Raw genomic sequence first — 16,559 nt, forward strand, 5'->3', positions numbered from 1 at the left:
TAAAAGATAGCACATCAAATAGTAGTTTGATGGGCTACCATATATCTATTAGTTTAGTTCTTTATCCAAAAATGCATAGAAGTCTACCCATTCATCGATGATTTTTGAAGTAGGCTTTCCTAATCCATGTCCAGCTTTCGACTCTAGTCTGAGGATAATAGTAGATTCTTTGTCTGCTTTTTCTAGCAATGTCGCAGCAAACTTTTTAGCGTGTGCTGGTACAACACGGTCATCACTTTCTGCAGTTGCTATAAGCACAGGCGGATACTTTTGACCTTCTTTAATATTATGCAATGGAGAATAGGCATAAAGATAAGGGAACTGTTCGGGATTATCCGCACTTCCATATTCAGGTATCCAATAGCGTCCAATGGTGAATTTATGATAACGTAGCATGTCGATAACTGGAACCCTACAGATTACTGCGCCGAATAGATCTGGCCGTTGTACCATACAGGCTGCCACCAATAAGCCACCGTTAGATCCACCCATGATGGAAAGTTTTTCTTTCTTTGTATAGTTATTGTCGATGAGCCATTCACCAGCCGAAATAAAATCATCAAATACATTCTGTTTATTTTCTAGCATTCCAGATTTATGCCAGTCCTCGCCATATTCTGTTCCACCACGAAGGTTTGCTACGGCATAAACTCCGCCTTTTTCCAGCCAACGAAGAATAGCCGGGTTAAAAGAAGGAGTCATACTAATGTTGAATCCACCGTACCCGTAAAGAATAACTGGATTTTCACCATCAAGCTGTACTTCCTTATGGTGAGTAATATACATTGGTACCTTTGTTCCATCTTTTGACGTATAGAATACTTGTTTTGTTTCAAATGCAGAAGTCTCTATAGGTAGTTGTGATTCTGCAAACACCGATAGATTTTGGTCACCTAACTGATATTGATACACGATTGTTGGATGTAAAAATGATGTAATGCCAAAATAAATTTCATTATCTTCTTTACTCCGTGTCATGTTCGTAAGGGATCCTAGAACAGGTAGATTTATTTGATGTAAGTACTCCCCATTAATCGAATAAACATGTAATTGGTGATGGGCATCGTGTAAGAAGGCAATGACTAGCTTGTCATTAATATATTGAACGTGGTCGATTACATCGGTTTGTTCTGGTACAATGTCACGCCAATTTTCACGTGCTGGGTTATCTAAATCAATTGCAATGATTTTTCCGTTAGGTGCATCTAGGTCTGTTTTAAAATAGAATATATTATCTTTGTTCGTAACATAAATATACTCCGCATCTTGATCATCTAACAAATGGATCATCTCACCATTTGAATCTAGCTTCTTTAGGTAAAATCTATTTTCCGTAGCAGTACCAAGCATGACGTATAAGCAAAGGTATTTTTCGTCTTCACTTATTGTTGGCGAGAACATTAATTCTTTTTCCTCAGGTTGTTCATGAATAAGTATATCCTCTTCTTGGTTCGTCCCTAATTTGTGGAAGTAAACTTTGTTAAAGTTACTCTCATCCTCTTTAGCTACACTTCCAGGCTCAGGGAACTTACTATAATAAAACCCTGAGTTATCAGGCGACCAAGCAATATTAGTAAATTTCACATGCTGTATTTGATCGTCCAAATCCTCCCCACGATCAACCTTACGTATCCGAATCTCTTGCCAGTCGCTACCGTGAGTAGAGGTGGCATAAGCTACAAACTGACCATCGTTGCTAAAGGCAAAATTAGTCATAGCTACGGTACCGTCATCACTTAATTGGTTTGGGTCGATGAGAACTTGGTCATCCTCATTATAAAGAATCGCTTGGTTTTGTAGCCCGTCGTTCTTCTGAAAGTATAGCTTACTTTTTACCTTTTTCGGAACAAAATATTTGGGGAAGTTCCAAAGTTCCTCTAACCTATTTTTATCAACTTCTCTTGATGTTGTTTTAGAAAAATATGTATCGCATTCTTCCTTCATCAAATTACTCCATTCAATGGATTCTTTAGAAGCGGGATTTTCTAACCAGCGATATGGGTCAGCCACTTTGGTTCCGTGGAAATCTTCTATAATATTATCTTTTTTAAATGTAATCAAGATAATTCCTCCTTTTATTCTGTATATTAGATTTCGACATTTATTGATGGTTTTCCTTTATATCCGCTTAAAACAATGAAAAAAATGATAGTTGGTAGATAACTATAGGAAACAAATGGTATTTTAGGTTCTAGATTGACTTTTTTTGTTTTTCGATTTATACTTCGAATATAAACTTTTTAAACTTTTATATTTTTTTCAATTAAAACTAAAGCGTTTTCATTTTTTTTAGCGAAAAACTAAAACGTTTTAGTTTTTAAAAGCCTTTTTACGAAAACGTTTTCGAATTTTGCAGGGGGCATTCAGATGATAGAGTATTCTTTGGGGAAAGATGAATTCAAGGACTGGCTTGTATCAGAAGTTGAGTTTTCTCCAGATTCTTTAGGGAAATGTGAATCTATTATGTATCTTGGAAACGGATACATGGGACTTAGGTCTGTAACGGAAGAACCATATCTCAAAGAAACTAGGAATTTATTGGTTAGTGGAACGTTCAATAAAGCAGCAAAAAATGAAGTAACGGAATTACCGAATCTTGCTGATATTACCAGATTAGATATACGTGTAGACGGAGAGCGGTTTAGTTTAGAATTAGGTCAAACCAGTAGTTACCTTCGTCAATTGAACCTAAAGACTGCTGAACTGACAAGGGAAGTAGAATGGGTCTCTCCGAAAGGGAAAGAACTTCGATTTTATTTTAGAAGATTCGTTTCTTTAGACAATTTGCACCTCATTGGTATGAAAATGGAAGTTGAAGCATTAAACGATCCGGTTCAATTATCATTTGATTCTGGAGTAAATGCACAAATGAGTAATTCGGGAGCACAGCATTTTCTAGAGGGTGAAAGAAGGATTTATAATCGACGTTTTATTGAATTAATTCAAACCACAAATCAATCTAATGTTGATATCGCCATCAATACAACACATAAACTAATGCTAAATGACAAAGAACTAAGCCTAGATCCTGATATGGATATGGGGCGACGCAAAGTATGGCTTACATTCAATGTGTCATTAGAGCCGGGGGACGTTTTTACTTCTGAAAAAATAACAACAATTCATACCAGTCGAGATAAGGAATTCGATAAGCCGGGCTATGAGATAGGTAAACTAAGAGATTTTGCTCATAACGAATTAAAAGAAAGCGCTTTAAAAGGGTATGATAAACTCTTTGATTCACATGTGCGGGTATGGCAAGAAAAGGTCTGGGAAGCATATGATTTTGAAGTTGATAGTAAACATACATTTGATCAGTTAGCAATTAGATTTGCATTATATCATTTGACGATAATGACGCCAGCACATGATGACAGAATGGGAATTGGTGCTAAAGCATTAAGCGGACAGGGATATAAAGGCCATTCATTTTGGGATACAGAAATATTTATTTTACCATTCTTTACGTACTCTAATCCGCAAATTGCCAGGTCCCTATTAACTTATCGATATCGCGGTTTAGCAGGTGCTCGAAAAAAAGCTATAGAAAACGGATATAAAGGTGCAATGTATCCTTGGGAAGCTGCTTGGCCAACTGATGGAGAAGTTACTCCAGCGTGGGGGGATGTCGACATCGTCACTGGAGAACAGACAAAAATCTGGTCAGGACTGATTGAGCAACATATTACATCAGATATTGCGTTTGCGATTTATCAATATTACGTCGTTACGAATGACCAAGATTTTATGGATGATTACGGATATGAAATGATCTTTGATACAGCGAACTTTTGGGCTAGTCGCTTAGAATGGAACGATGATAATCAAGAATATCATATCAATGATGTTATAGGTCCAGATGAATATAAGGAGCATGTGAACAACAATGCTTATACGAATCACATGACCTATTTTAATTTGCGTTTAGCTATTCAATTTTATGAATTATTACAAACTGAAAATCCAGCGAGGTTTAAGCAATTAAATGAATTGTTGAGATTAGATCCAAACTATAGGGATTGGAAATTAAAAGCAGAAAACCTATATTTGCCGTCTCCTAGAAAAGAAGATTTAATTATTCCACAGGATGATACGTACTTGAGCTTAAAACAAATTGATTTATCAAGATACAAGAATCAAAAACAGGTTAGAGGTATTTATAAGGATTATAATCCAGAGCAGATTAACCAATTACAAGTAACAAAGCAAGCAGATGTTTTAGTTTTACTCTATCTCTTAGAGCAAACATTTTTAAATGAAGATCAACGTTTCTCATATGAAGTAAAGGAAAGTAATTTTAATTTCTATGAACCGAAAACATTGCATGATTCTTCATTAAGCTTAGCAACACATGCAATCCTAGCTAATGATATTGAAAAAGGTGAATTAGCGTATTCTTTATTTAAAGAAGCTAGTGAAATTGATCTTGGCCCATCGATGCAAACATCGGATGATGGAGTACATGCAGCATCTATTGGGGGGATTTGGTCTGCAGCTGTATTTGGTTTTGCTGGAGTGAGAATTAGCTGCAATGGAAGGCTCAAGTTGAATCCATGTATTCCTAAGCATTGGAACAAAATGAAATTCACAATTTATTGGCATGGTCAGCCGTTGTTCATAACGATTACGCAAGAAACATTATCTGTGGTAGCTGTAAACAAGGAGTTAGTTGAGTTAGAGGTATTTGGAAAAGTATATACTTGTGAGGATCACATGGAGATACCAATTAGCAGTGCTAATGAATGATATTAACTGGGTGATTCACTCACCCTTAATATAAAAACATATAACATTTCAAGGAGGAATACACATGAAATTCCGTAAAAGTATTTTGGTATTAATAGCAATTTCATTCGTTTTATTCTTAGCTGCATGTGGTGGCAATGATGGAGAAAATGAAGAAGGTACTCAAGGGAATAACGAATCATCAGGTCAAAAGATAACTATTTTCCAAAGTAAAGTAGAAATTTCAGAGCAGTTAGAAGCTTTAGCTAAGGAATATGAAGAAGAAACAGGTGTCGAGGTAGAAGTTTGGGGAACAACTGGTGATGATTACTTTCAGCAATTACAAATTCGCCTAAACAGTAATCAAGGTCCATCTATATTCAGTGTTCGTCATATTACAGAAGCTGAGAAACTTGCATCTTATTTATATGATATGAGTGATGAGCCATTTGTTGAGCATATTGCTCCTAATATGGCTTTAGAGCATGATGGAAAAGTTGTCGGTGTACCATATGGTGTTGAAGGTTTTGGTTTAGTATATAACAAAGATTTAGTAAGTCCAGAAGATATTGCAGACTACGATTCTTTTATAAATACGTTAGAGAAATTTAATGGAGAAGATGTTGCTGGACTTAGTCTTGCACAAGAAGCATACTTCTTAATTGGACACTTAAGTAACTACCCATTCTCACTACAAGAAGATAATTATGAATTTATTCAGCGAATGAATGCTGGAGAAGTAACGATGGCAGAAACAGAAGAATTCCAAGCATTTGGTCAAATGATGGAAGATTTAAGAGCAAATATTCCTAATCCACTTGATATAACATATGATGAGCAAATTGGTGATTTTGCAACAGGTAAAACTGCTATGATCCACCAAGGTAACTGGGCGTATGGTATGTTTGAGGATTATGAGTTAGATTTTGAAATCGGTATGGCTCCACTACCTTTATTAGATAACGATAAATTAGAAGTTGGTGTAGGTAGTAACTGGGGGATCAACGGAACTAAAGATGAAGAAGAAGTTCAAGCAGCAGCAGACTTTTTAGATTGGATGCACACTAGTGAAACAGGAATGAGATATTTAGTAGAGGAATTTGGATTTGTACCAGCATTTACGAATATTGAAACAAATGACTTGGATCCATTATCTCAAGCTGTTCTAGATGCTACAAATAGTGGGGAAACAATTCCTTGGTCACATAATTATTTCCCAGCTAACGTTATTGTAAATGACTTTGTACCTGCAACACAAAACTTCTTCTTATCAGAGGATGTAACAGGTGAAGAGCTTATTGACAGTCTAGATTCAGCATGGCAAAACGCTACTAAATAATCATAAGACTATTTAATTTTTGGATAGGGAGATAATATAGAGTATTACTCTACAATGATTATCTCCCTATCAATTTCTTATTTACCATACAATAGTTAGTATGAACTCCACTGATTCAAGATTTACTTGATCTACTTTAAGTATTATTTATCATCTTTGAAACATTGATCGTTATGGTATGTTTTGAAACATTATTCATGTAAGGAAAGAAGGGATTAACGTGGCAAATAAAATGACCAAGGGTTGGTTCGCTTTATTTACTGTCCCGCTATTAGTAATTTTTGTTACGGTAGTCATCATTCCATTCTTAATGGGTATCTATTATTCATTCTTTGATTGGGATGGAATTGGAGCAAATCCGATGGTTTTTGTTGGCCTTGAAAATTACACTCAATTATTTAGTGATCAACGCTTTTTGGATTCTGCATGGCTAACAGTAAAATTTACTATTTTAGCGCTTATATCTGTAAATATTTTAGGAATCACTTTCGCACTACTTGTGACTTCTGCGTTAAGAACTGTAAACGCAGCACGAGCAATGTTATTTATGCCTAATTTAATTGGTGGTCTTATTTTAGGTTATATTTGGCAGTTTATTTTTACAGACGCATTTAAAATTATAGGAGAATCTACAGGTTTTGGTGGGGTCTTCTTTAATTGGCTTTTAGATCCTGATTATGCTTTATATGCTCTTGTATTCGTTTTTACATGGCAAATGGCAGGGTATATGATGATTATTTATATCGCTGGTATCCAAGGTATTTCAAATGAAATAATCGAAGCGGCGAAAATTGATGGTGCAAGCTACTGGCAAAAGCTTAGAAAAATCACGCTTCCTTTATTAATGCCTTCTATTACCATCAGCATGTTCTTAACGCTTTCTTTTGCATTTAAAATTTATGATGTGAACTTATCCTTAACTGGTGGAGGTCCAATTAACTCTACGGAGTTATTCGCATTGCATATATATAATGAAATTTTTGGATATGGAAATTATGGGTTCGGTCAAGCGAAGGCTGTAATCTTCTTTATTGTTGTAGCTGTGGTAACATTAACACAAGTTTATATTACGAAGAAGAGGGAGGTAGAAATGTAATGAATATAAGCAAAATTATTAAAGAATTGTTACTCTTATTATTTTCATTAGTATTCCTATCTCCTGTATATATAATGGTTGTCAATTCATTTAAGAATAGACAGGAATTATATGAAAATGTAATGGCACTACCAGAACAGTTTAGTCTTCAATATTATATTGATGCAATGGATAAAATGAATTTCCTAACAGCACTAGGAAACTCATTGTTTATCACCATTACATCAGTGATCTTTATTGTAGCATTATCTTCAATGACAGCATGGATGCTTGCAAGAACGGATAACAAGCTAAGTAAATTTATTTTTATGACCTTTATTGCGACAATGCTTATTCCGTTTCAAACATTAATGATGCCGTTAATGCAATTCATGGATACCATTTCTAGTACGCTAAATATTCAAATGCTAAACACACGTGGCGGATTAATTTATATGCATATAGGGTTTAATGCAGGAATGGCTGTATTTCTATATCATGGTTTTGTTCGATCCACTGTACCTATATCACTTGAAGAAGCAGCAACAATTGATGGATGTTCCAAACTTGGCCTATTTTGGAAAATAGTATTTCCAATCTTAAAACCAATTACTGTAACAGTAATAATCTTAAATGTAATAGCCATATGGAATGACTTCCTATTACCATCTCTAACATTAACAGACACGGCATTACGTACGATCCCTCTATCCACATTCTACTTCTTTGGTGAATTTACCATCCAGTGGAATATGGCAATGGCTGGATTAACTCTAACTGTAATACCTGTCGTGATATTCTATGTGTTCGCACAAAAACACATCATAAAAGGAATCGGCGAAGGAGCAGTTAAATAGGTGCCTGTCACTTGTCGGAATTTGTCGATGAATCTCCGCGTTTTTAACAGGAGGAATGTAGTATGAATTACTCTGGTTTTATGGGAGGATTGTTTGCTCTTGCAGAATGGATCATGCGTTTTTCGGTGATCAATATGCTTTGGATCGTGACCAATCTTCCTATATTACTAATCGTCTTTATGATGATTTTAACTCCATCTAATTTAGCTATAGTTGTTCAAGCGGTACCGCTTGCGATTCTGTTACCTATATTATTTTTTCCGAGCCTAACCGCTGTTTTCGCAACAGTTAGAGATTGGATACTTGATAAAGAACAGCCATCTTTAGTAAAAGCATATTGGAAACATTTAACGAGAAACTACAAGAATAGCTTTTTTTCTGGTGCAATATTGACTTTAGCTATCATTATTTGGGTCATTGACTTCAACTATTTTAAAGAACTAGATTTCTTACTAGGGCTATTGATGTTTATAGTGGGTGTAGCACTATACGTTTACATCATGAATTACGTATCACTAAGTGTCCATTATGTAATGTCAAAAAAAGAGTTGTTTAAAAACGCGCTTCTAATTACGATAGGAAATCCATTATTATTTTTTTCCGTTTTACTAGGTAACTCATTGCTGTATTATCTGAGTTTTAGAATTTGGTTTCTGTTTTTGTTTTTCACAATATCTGTAAGCGCATTTTTAACATTCTTTGCATTTTTCCGTTTCACCCTTAGGGTAGAGGGAAAGGCAGCAAAGCTAAAAAGCCGCTAAATTGTGATAAAATCAGCTTAATTTATATCTGTAAGAGGGTGACTTATGTATGGCAACAATTAAAGATGTTGCGAAAAGAGCAGGTGTATCCAATAGTGTTGTATCCAGAGCATTTAATAACTATCCGGATATAAGTGAAAAAACGAGGCAAAAGATTTTTGATGTTGCCAAAGAATTAAATTATACTCCCAATATTGTGGCTAAAAATCTATCTTCTAAAAAGCAAAAAACAATCGGATTAATAGCGTCTGGGATATTCACAGAAAATACAAAAGATACCATATCATTTGAGGTATTGAAAGGTGTTTATACTGGTGCACAAGAAAAGGAATATGAATTATCCATATTTCTAATCGATTCTTTAAAACAAGAACAAAAGAGTTATACGCAGTTTTGTAGAGATCGGAAAATAGGTGGAATTATTCTACAAGGGATACGTACGGATGATCGTTACTTTAAGGAACTAATGAATACGGATATTCCCTGCGTCATGGTTGATGTCGTATCAGACATAGAGAATCGATTAATTGGTAGTGTAACTAGTGATAACTATGGAGCTAGTAAAAAGGTTGCCAAACACTTGCTTGAACATAATCACCGAAAAATTGCAGTAGTTGCCGGAACAAGGGAAACGTATGTTAACTCAGAACGATTCAAAGGGACGAAGAAAGCATTTGAAGAGTTTGGTCTAGAGCTTTCTGATGAGGATGTTATGTACGGTGAATTCGCTGAGGAAAAAGCATATTATTTAACCAAAACGTATTTAGAATATAAACAACCTACTGCCTTTATATGTTATAGCGATTTAATGGCCTATGGCGTAATGAGAGCAGTAAAAGAAAAAGGATTACGAATACCTGAGGATGTTTCTATTACAGGATTTGATGATTTATTAATAAGCAATTTTACCCAACCACGGCTTACAACTGTTAGACAGGACTTTTTTGAAATGGGTAAGCAATCTGCGCTATTACTTCAACAGATGATGGAAAGCAAAGAGGGAAAAAAGTTAGTTTATGTAGAAAATGAATTTATGGAACGAGATAGTGTTAGGTATTGTAACGAGAAGCAGAGAAAGGATGAATACAGCAATGGACAAACCGAATATTCTAATGATTATATCACATGATACGGGTAGATATTTAGGAGCTTATGATCATAATGTTGAAACACCTGAGTTAAATGAACTAGCGGAAAATGGTGTGCGATTTGATAATTATTTTTGCTCACAGCCACAATGTAGTCCTAGTAGAGGAAGTATTTTAACCGGGATGTATGGACATAACCACGGCATGCTAGGTTTAGCCCACATGGGACACTCTATGAATAAGGACGTCGATACCATTCCATCTGAAATGAATAAGGCTGGATATGATACGTATTTGTTTGGATTTTTCCATGAATCGATTGATGGGCAATTGGACGGAGAAAAACTTGGGTATCAGCATGTAGTAGAAGTGCCAGGAAATGCAGCAAAGAATGTAACAGATAAAGTGGAGGCATTTTTAGAAGAACGATCAAAATCATCTAATCACTCTCCGTTTTATGCCTCGGTTGGATTTGAAGAAACTCATCGACCATTTGATGACTTTGAGCCAGTCCCCCTAGAATCTGTAGAAGTTCCTCCTTATTTACCTGATACAAAAAAGGTTCGAGAGGATTTAGCATATTTCTATGGCTCGATAAAAGAACTTGATAGGAATGTGGGAAGAATAAAAAAATCGCTTGAAGAAAATGGGTTAGCGGACAATACTCTCTTAATCTATACAACCGATCATGGTATTGCGTTCCCTAGAGCAAAAGGTACCTTATTTGATGCGGGATTAGAGACAGCTTTAATCATGAGGCTACCAAAGGGAATGAATAATGGTGGAAGAGTTCATGATGAGCTGCTGTGTAATATTGATTTACTGCCAACACTAGTCGAAATTGCAGGTGGTAATATTCCTGAAGGTATTGATGGAGCAAGCTTCTTACCATTATTGAAGGAAGATTCCTTCGATGGTCGAGAGAGCTTCTTCTGTGAGTTATCTTGGCATGATCGTTATCACCCAATGCGAGGAATACGTACGACTAAGTATAAATATATACGAAATTTTGAAGATGGACCAAAGGTGTATCTTCCATTTGATATTCATGAAAGTTTATCAGGACAAGATGTTCGAGAAGGATATTATGTTTCGAATTCTGAAGAAGAGTTATACGACCTTGAAAAAGATCCTTTAGAAGAACATAATCTTGCGGATGATGAAAATTATAAGCAAGTTCTTCTTGATTTACGCTCAAAGGTTGAAAAGTGGATGAAGGATTCGAATGATCCATTACTAGAAGGGCCAATCCCTGGTGTAGAGGCTACGGAGTGGAAAGAAGAGATTGAATTAGGAAATGTTTATAAAGGTTCAAAAGAATAGACGTTTTAAGTGATAATACGATCGACGGGAAATCGGACTAATCTCAACAACTTATGGGACCAATGCTAGGGCTGGTGACTCTAATATTGAAACCAGTCCTGTTTCTTATATTGGGTTACCACAAAGGTAAAAATTTTTATTGATCTATTCAACGTAGAACAGAATGGAATAGGCGAACATTTACTAAGCTCTAATGGAGATGACAAAATGAAAGAAAATAAATCAAGTTGCTGTGGACCTAGTCGTATATTGAAAGAAGTAAATACAACACCTCCAAATGAACTTTTGAATAATTCATCTGTGTCCTCTGCAAAGATTTTTAATCAGGATGAAATGGTGCATATTCCTGGAGGAAGGTTCTTAATGGGGACTAATTTAGAGGAAGGTTTTCCAGCTGATGGTGAGGGACCAGTAAGAGAAGTGGTAGTAGACCCCTTTTATATAGATTCTCAAACAGTAACAAATGGTGATTTTAAAGAATTTGTTGATGATACAGGATATATAACCGAAGCTGAACAATTTGGTTGGTCATTTGTATTTTATCAATTTATAAGTTCTCACACGGCAAAGAAAGTTCGTCAACGCGTACAACAAACTCCATGGTGGTTGGTAGTTGAAGGAGCAACGTGGAATCATCCAGAGGGACCCGATTCTACAATAGCTAACCGTTTAGACCATCCCGTGATTCATGTTTCCTGGAATGATGCCCAAGCTTATTGCAAATGGGCTGGAAAAAGACTACCTACAGAGGCAGAGTGGGAATTTGCTGCCCGAGGGGGATTGGAACAGAGATTATATCCATGGGGAGACGAGCTTTATCCAGACGGAAATCATTATTGTAATATATGGCAAGGGGATTTTCCGCGTCAGAATACGAAAGATGATGGTTATGTAGGTACAGCACCAGCAAAATCATTTCCTCCTAATGGTTATGGTCTCTATAATATTTCAGGAAATGTGTGGGAATGGTGTTCCGATTGGTTTACTAGCGATGTTCAGAGCCTAAAAGACAATCAAAATCCAACAGGACCGAGAACCGGAGTGTCACGTGTCATGCGTGGAGGTTCTTACCTATGTCACCATTCTTATTGCAATAGATATCGAGTAGCAGCAAGGACATCAAACACTCCTGATAGTTCTACTGGAAATATTGGTTTTAGATGCGTAGTAACAAAAACATAACAACGAGCAATTACTGATGAGAAAGGGATTAGCATGAAACATTTACCGAAATTATTTATTTTTGATTTGGATGGAGTTATTACCGACACGGCAGAATTTCACTATTTAGCTTGGAAAAAGCTAGGTGAAAAACTAGGAGTTTCTATAGATAGAAATTTTAATGAACAATTAAAGGGTATTAGTAGAATGGAATCGTTAGAACGTATACTTGCTTTAGATCCATCTCTATCTTTATCCGAAGAAGAAAAAGAAATATTAGCAACGGATAAAAATGAATATTATAAGCAATTAATCGAGACCGTTAACGAGGAACAAACGTTACCTGGGGTTGAGGTGTTACTTCAAACCATCAAAGAAAACAATATTAAAATAGCACTAGGCTCAGCGAGTAAAAATGCGTCCATGGTACTGGAAAAGTTGGGATTAACAAATTATTTTGATTACATTGTAGATGCTGCAAAGGTGAAAAAAGGAAAACCAGATCCAGAAACATTTACAACTGCAGCAGATGCATTGTCTATAGCTTATCCAGACTGTGTAGGAATTGAGGATGCAGCAGCTGGTGTTCATGCTATTAATGATGCCAATATGTTTTCAGTTGGTGTTGGTTCAATGGATCATTTAGCAAAAGCGAATTTTGTTGTGCATGACACATCTAAATTGGATTTTGAAGAAATTGTACAGCACTTTTCGAACTGGAAAAAATAAGTGACAAAAGACAAGCAGGAGTGTTCTTAAAATGACATGGAAACTAACAAAGTCGGAATTAGATAATCAAAACCTGTTAGTGAATGAAAGTCTACTTTCACTGGGGAATGGTTATCTAGGTGTTAGAGGGAATTTTGAAGAAGGATATCCAAAAGAGTTTAAATCGATTCGTGGTACATATATTAATGCTTTCCACGACGAAACAGAAATAACATATGGCGAGAAGTTGTACGCCTTTCCAGAAAAGCAGCAAAAGCTAGTTAATATAATGGATGCACAAGGTATTACTATTTATATTGATGATGAGATTTTTTCCTTATTTGATGGTGAAGTTATCGATTTTGAACGAAATTTACATGTGGATCATGGTTTTGCTGAGCGTATGATCCACTGGAGATCTCCTAATGGAAAAGAGGTTAAGCTTCACTTTAGAAGAGTGGTTTCTTTTCATACAAAAGAGCTATTTGCAGTTGATATTAAAATAGAACCAATTCAACATATTAATCAAGTGAAAATAGTATCTACTGTTGAAGGAGATGTAACAAATTTTGTTGATAAGAGCGATCCAAGAGTAGCATCAGGACATGCGAAACGTCTCCAAGTTTCTGATGTCAGAAAACAGGATGCGTATAGTATTGTTAAGGATACAACATATGTTACCAATTTAGAAGTTGCATGCGTAACGTCAACAATAATCACATCTAAAACTTCATACGAGAGCAATATTACGGATACTGGCGTAAAAGAGGTTTATGTTTGTGAGGGTAATATGCCAATACACTTTACCAAATTTAATGTATATACAGATACACTCAGGCATGGTAATGAGGTCGTAGAGAAAGCATTGGCAATTCAAAGAGACCTTGCAGACAAAACATTTGAAGATCTTATACTATTACAAAAGGAATATTTAGATAATTTCTGGAGCATATCAGATATAGAAATTGACGGAGATGATGAATTACAAGAAGGAATTCGTTTTAATCTATATCATCTCTTACAATCTGCCGGAAAAGATTCTGTAAGTAATATTGCGGCAAAAGGGTTATCGGGAGAAGGGTATGAGGGACATTATTTCTGGGATACTGAGATTTATATGTTCCCAGTATTCTTAATGACAAATCCAGGAATTGCAAAAAAATTATTGCTACATCGTTATTCGGTTTTAGATAGCGCTCGAGAACGGGCGAAAGAAATGGGACATAAGCAGGGTGCTTTATTCCCTTGGCGTACAATAACTGGTGGGGAAAGCTCTGCGTTTTTCCCAGCAGGAACAGCTCAGTATCATATTAGTGCAGACATAGCATATAGCTACATCCAATACTATTTAGTAACGAAGGATGAAGTGTTTTTAGAAGAGTATATGGCAGAAGTTTTGTTTGAAACAGCTCGACTTTGGATTGATACAGGACACATGTTAGATGGAAAATTTAGAATTGATGATGTTACAGGACCAGATGAGTATACATGTATAGTAAATAATAATTACTATACCAACGCTATGGCGAAGCATAATTTATTATGGGCTGCTAAGGTCTATCATCAATTAGAAAAAAGTAATTCGTTATCTGAACTGGCAAATAAGCTACAGCTAACTGAACAAGAAGCTAAAGAATGGCAAGTTGCTGGAGAAAATATGTATCTTCCGTATGACGAAACTCTGAAAATCAATGCACAAGATGATAGCTTTTTGAGGAAAGGTCGCTGGGATATAGAAAATACACCAAAAGAGAAGTTCCCACTGTTACTTAACTATCATCCATTAACTTTATATCGTTATCAAGTATGTAAGCAAGCTGACACCGTACTTGCTCATTTTCTACTAGAGGATGAACAGGATGAGGAAACAATCCGAAACTCATATAACTATTATGAGAAAATAACTACACATGATTCTTCACTTTCTTATTGTGTATTTAGTATTATGGCCTCTAAGCTAGGATATGATGAGAAGGCATATGAGTATTTTAACGAGACAGCACGTTTAGACTTGGATAATACCCACGGGAATACAAAAGACGGTCTCCATATGGCTAATATGGGTGGAACTTGGTTAGCAATTGTATTCGGATTTGCTGGATTACGTATAAAAGAAAGCGGGATTTCCTTGCAGCCAACGTTACCGAAAAAGTGGAAATCACTTCAGTTTCATTTGCAATATCAAGGTAGATTAATACAGGTTCGGATGGAGACAGAGACAATAACATATACCATAACAGAAGGTGAAGATCTGTCGATTACTCATCATGGGAAGTCTGTAACGTTAGAACAAGGAAAAGCTGTCGAATTACCAATTCAAGCTTAATTTAAAGGGAAGTAGCTGTTACTTCCTTTCTATTTATATATTTGTGAATGTTATCACAGAATGCACGGGCGACTTAATTGTATAATGATACAGATACAAACGTCATGTAGAGGAGTTCGTTAGATGCAACGTGTAATGAATCAAGATATCGCGGGAGTTATGTGGAAAACTGTTTCCGAAGCATGCAACCTTGCTTGTGACTATTGCTATTATAGTCGTTGTAATGGTAGACCAGAAAAAATTGAAAAAATAGACGAAGAAATTTTGGAGAAATTTATGAAAGAGTACATGGCATTTAAACATGGAGTTGTTCCATTTTCGTGGCAGGGTGGTGAACTACTATTAGCAGGTTTAGACTTTTTCAAAAAAGTAGTTGCTCTTTAGGCAACTTATGCTCCTAGAAATACCATTATTAGTAATTCCATTCAAACAAATGGGATACAGTACGGAGATTTTTTATACGAAGTATTTGATGCTTGGTACAATGATGGAAATCCAATTATTTCGGTTCGCTTTTTTGATAACGTATTGTCAAGCTATTTAAATTATCAGGCTGAATTATGTATTCATCAAGAAGTATGTCCAAAGACTTTGATTTTAGGAACAATATGGTGATGCGTACCCATGTGACTTTTATATTCATGAGGATTATCGTTTAGGCATCATTCGGGTAGATTCATTAGAACAAATTATCCAATCTGAGAAATGGGAAAATTTTTTAGCAGTGAAACCTAACCTACCTGAACAGTGTAAATCTTGTGAGTTTCTAAAGATTTGTCATGGAGGATGTCCAAGAAACCGAGTTCAGAATTTTTAATGATACTACTGTTGAGTATTTTTGTGAAAGTTATAAGCAGTTTTTTATCTATGCTGATAACCGGATGTAAGAGCTTGCAGATAGAGTAAAACAGTATCATATGAGAAGGTATTAATTTAATGAAAAAAATCAGCTCCATTTTCAGATAGAAAATGGAGCTGAACGTGTTTAATGGAGCATAGCGGGATCGAACCGCTGACCTTTTGTCTGCCAGACAAACGCTCTCCCAGCTGAGCTAATGCCCCGTCGGTCACTTTTATTATATTCTTATCATTTATTTTTTGCAATTGCTTATTATAGTTATATTTACTCAGTTGAAAGTAATAGGATAATATAACTGTTTTGCTATAAAGGCTAGTTATATAGTATGAAATTTAAG

General features: G+C 35.7%; 13 protein-coding genes and 1 tRNA gene. 12 read left to right on the forward strand and 2 right to left on the reverse strand.

Features of this window, described 5'->3' with window-relative positions; genetic code table 11:
- Positions 1-48 precede the first annotated feature (48 nt).
- Complete coding sequence (locus GMD78_RS13800; protein WP_155669389.1) at positions 49-2,061, reverse strand: prolyl oligopeptidase family serine peptidase; 2,013 nt, start codon at positions 2,059-2,061, stop codon at positions 49-51.
- A gap of 306 nt (positions 2,062-2,367) precedes the next feature.
- On the opposite strand from GMD78_RS13800, the gene GMD78_RS13805 reads away from it, so the two are divergent.
- The 12 genes from GMD78_RS13805 (at position 2,368) to GMD78_RS21985 (ending at position 16,180) form a co-directional block, all read left to right on the forward strand.
- Entirely contained in the window at positions 2,368-4,746 is a 2,379-nt protein-coding gene (locus GMD78_RS13805; RefSeq protein ID WP_155669390.1) for a glycoside hydrolase family 65 protein, read from the forward strand.
- Between the two features lie 64 nt (positions 4,747-4,810).
- The gene (locus GMD78_RS13810; protein WP_155669391.1) at positions 4,811-6,064 is read left to right on the forward strand and encodes a sugar ABC transporter substrate-binding protein; all 1,254 of its coding nucleotides are present in this window, start codon (positions 4,811-4,813) and stop codon (positions 6,062-6,064) included.
- Positions 6,065-6,296: 232 nt separating this feature from the next.
- Positions 6,297-7,160 carry a carbohydrate ABC transporter permease gene (locus tag GMD78_RS13815; RefSeq protein ID WP_155669438.1) on the forward strand — a complete coding sequence of 288 codons (864 nt, stop codon included), beginning with the start codon at positions 6,297-6,299 and terminating at the stop codon, positions 7,158-7,160.
- Positions 7,160-7,996: a carbohydrate ABC transporter permease gene (locus tag GMD78_RS13820; protein WP_155669392.1), complete on the forward strand. Its 837-nt coding sequence runs from the start codon at positions 7,160-7,162 to the stop codon at positions 7,994-7,996. The genes GMD78_RS13815 and GMD78_RS13820 overlap by 1 nt, the downstream gene beginning before the upstream one ends.
- A gap of 62 nt (positions 7,997-8,058) precedes the next feature.
- A complete protein-coding gene (locus GMD78_RS13825) occupies positions 8,059-8,757 on the forward strand; it encodes a YesL family protein (RefSeq protein WP_155669393.1) in 699 nt (232 codons plus the stop codon).
- A gap of 49 nt (positions 8,758-8,806) precedes the next feature.
- Positions 8,807-9,886, forward strand: coding sequence for a LacI family DNA-binding transcriptional regulator (locus tag GMD78_RS13830; protein ID WP_155669394.1), 1,080 nt, complete (start codon positions 8,807-8,809; stop codon positions 9,884-9,886).
- Complete coding sequence (locus GMD78_RS13835; RefSeq protein ID WP_155669439.1) at positions 9,849-11,168, forward strand: sulfatase family protein; 1,320 nt, start codon at positions 9,849-9,851, stop codon at positions 11,166-11,168. Before GMD78_RS13830 ends, GMD78_RS13835 begins: the two co-directional genes overlap by 38 nt.
- 207 nt (positions 11,169-11,375) lie before the next feature.
- A complete protein-coding gene (locus GMD78_RS13840) occupies positions 11,376-12,350 on the forward strand; it encodes a formylglycine-generating enzyme family protein (protein WP_155669395.1) in 975 nt (324 codons plus the stop codon).
- 33 nt (positions 12,351-12,383) lie between these two features.
- A complete protein-coding gene (pgmB, locus tag GMD78_RS13845) occupies positions 12,384-13,058 on the forward strand; it encodes a beta-phosphoglucomutase (RefSeq protein ID WP_155669396.1) in 675 nt (224 codons plus the stop codon).
- A 31-nt stretch (positions 13,059-13,089) separates the two neighbouring features.
- Positions 13,090-15,363: a glycoside hydrolase family 65 protein gene (locus tag GMD78_RS13850; RefSeq protein WP_155669397.1), complete on the forward strand. Its 2,274-nt coding sequence runs from the start codon at positions 13,090-13,092 to the stop codon at positions 15,361-15,363.
- Positions 15,364-15,486: 123 nt separating this feature from the next.
- Complete coding sequence (locus GMD78_RS13855; RefSeq protein WP_155669398.1) at positions 15,487-15,747, forward strand: hypothetical protein; 261 nt, start codon at positions 15,487-15,489, stop codon at positions 15,745-15,747.
- A 280-nt stretch (positions 15,748-16,027) separates the two neighbouring features.
- Entirely contained in the window at positions 16,028-16,180 is a 153-nt protein-coding gene (locus GMD78_RS21985) for an SPASM domain-containing protein (RefSeq protein ID WP_425495058.1), read from the forward strand.
- 172 nt (positions 16,181-16,352) lie between these two features.
- Here the strand turns inward: GMD78_RS21985 and GMD78_RS13865 are convergent.
- Positions 16,353-16,425 (reverse strand) — tRNA-Ala (locus GMD78_RS13865).
- Positions 16,426-16,559 lie beyond the last annotated feature (134 nt).

Source organism: Ornithinibacillus caprae (assembly GCF_009728145.1).
Taxonomy (GTDB): domain Bacteria; phylum Bacillota; class Bacilli; order Bacillales; family Amphibacillaceae; genus Ornithinibacillus; species Ornithinibacillus caprae.

Excerpts from the sequence above, each read along its gene's own strand:
- GMD78_RS13850 (WP_155669397.1), top strand. The coding sequence starts at position 13,090 with ATGACATGGAAACTAACAAAGTCGGAATTAGATAATCAAAACCTGTTA.
- GMD78_RS13805 (WP_155669390.1), top strand. The coding sequence starts at position 2,368 with ATGATAGAGTATTCTTTGGGGAAAGATGAATTCAAGGACTGGCTTGTA.
- GMD78_RS13825 (WP_155669393.1), top strand. The coding sequence starts at position 8,059 with ATGAATTACTCTGGTTTTATGGGAGGATTGTTTGCTCTTGCAGAATGG.
- GMD78_RS13830 (WP_155669394.1), top strand. The coding sequence starts at position 8,807 with ATGGCAACAATTAAAGATGTTGCGAAAAGAGCAGGTGTATCCAATAGT.
- GMD78_RS13835 (WP_155669439.1), top strand. The coding sequence starts at position 9,849 with ATGGACAAACCGAATATTCTAATGATTATATCACATGATACGGGTAGA.
- GMD78_RS13820 (WP_155669392.1), top strand. The coding sequence starts at position 7,160 with ATGAATATAAGCAAAATTATTAAAGAATTGTTACTCTTATTATTTTCA.
- GMD78_RS13855 (WP_155669398.1), top strand. The coding sequence starts at position 15,487 with ATGCAACGTGTAATGAATCAAGATATCGCGGGAGTTATGTGGAAAACT.
- GMD78_RS13815 (WP_155669438.1), top strand. The coding sequence starts at position 6,297 with ATGACCAAGGGTTGGTTCGCTTTATTTACTGTCCCGCTATTAGTAATT.
- GMD78_RS13810 (WP_155669391.1), top strand. The coding sequence starts at position 4,811 with ATGAAATTCCGTAAAAGTATTTTGGTATTAATAGCAATTTCATTCGTT.
- GMD78_RS13840 (WP_155669395.1), top strand. The coding sequence starts at position 11,376 with ATGAAAGAAAATAAATCAAGTTGCTGTGGACCTAGTCGTATATTGAAA.
- pgmB (WP_155669396.1), top strand. The coding sequence starts at position 12,384 with ATGAAACATTTACCGAAATTATTTATTTTTGATTTGGATGGAGTTATT.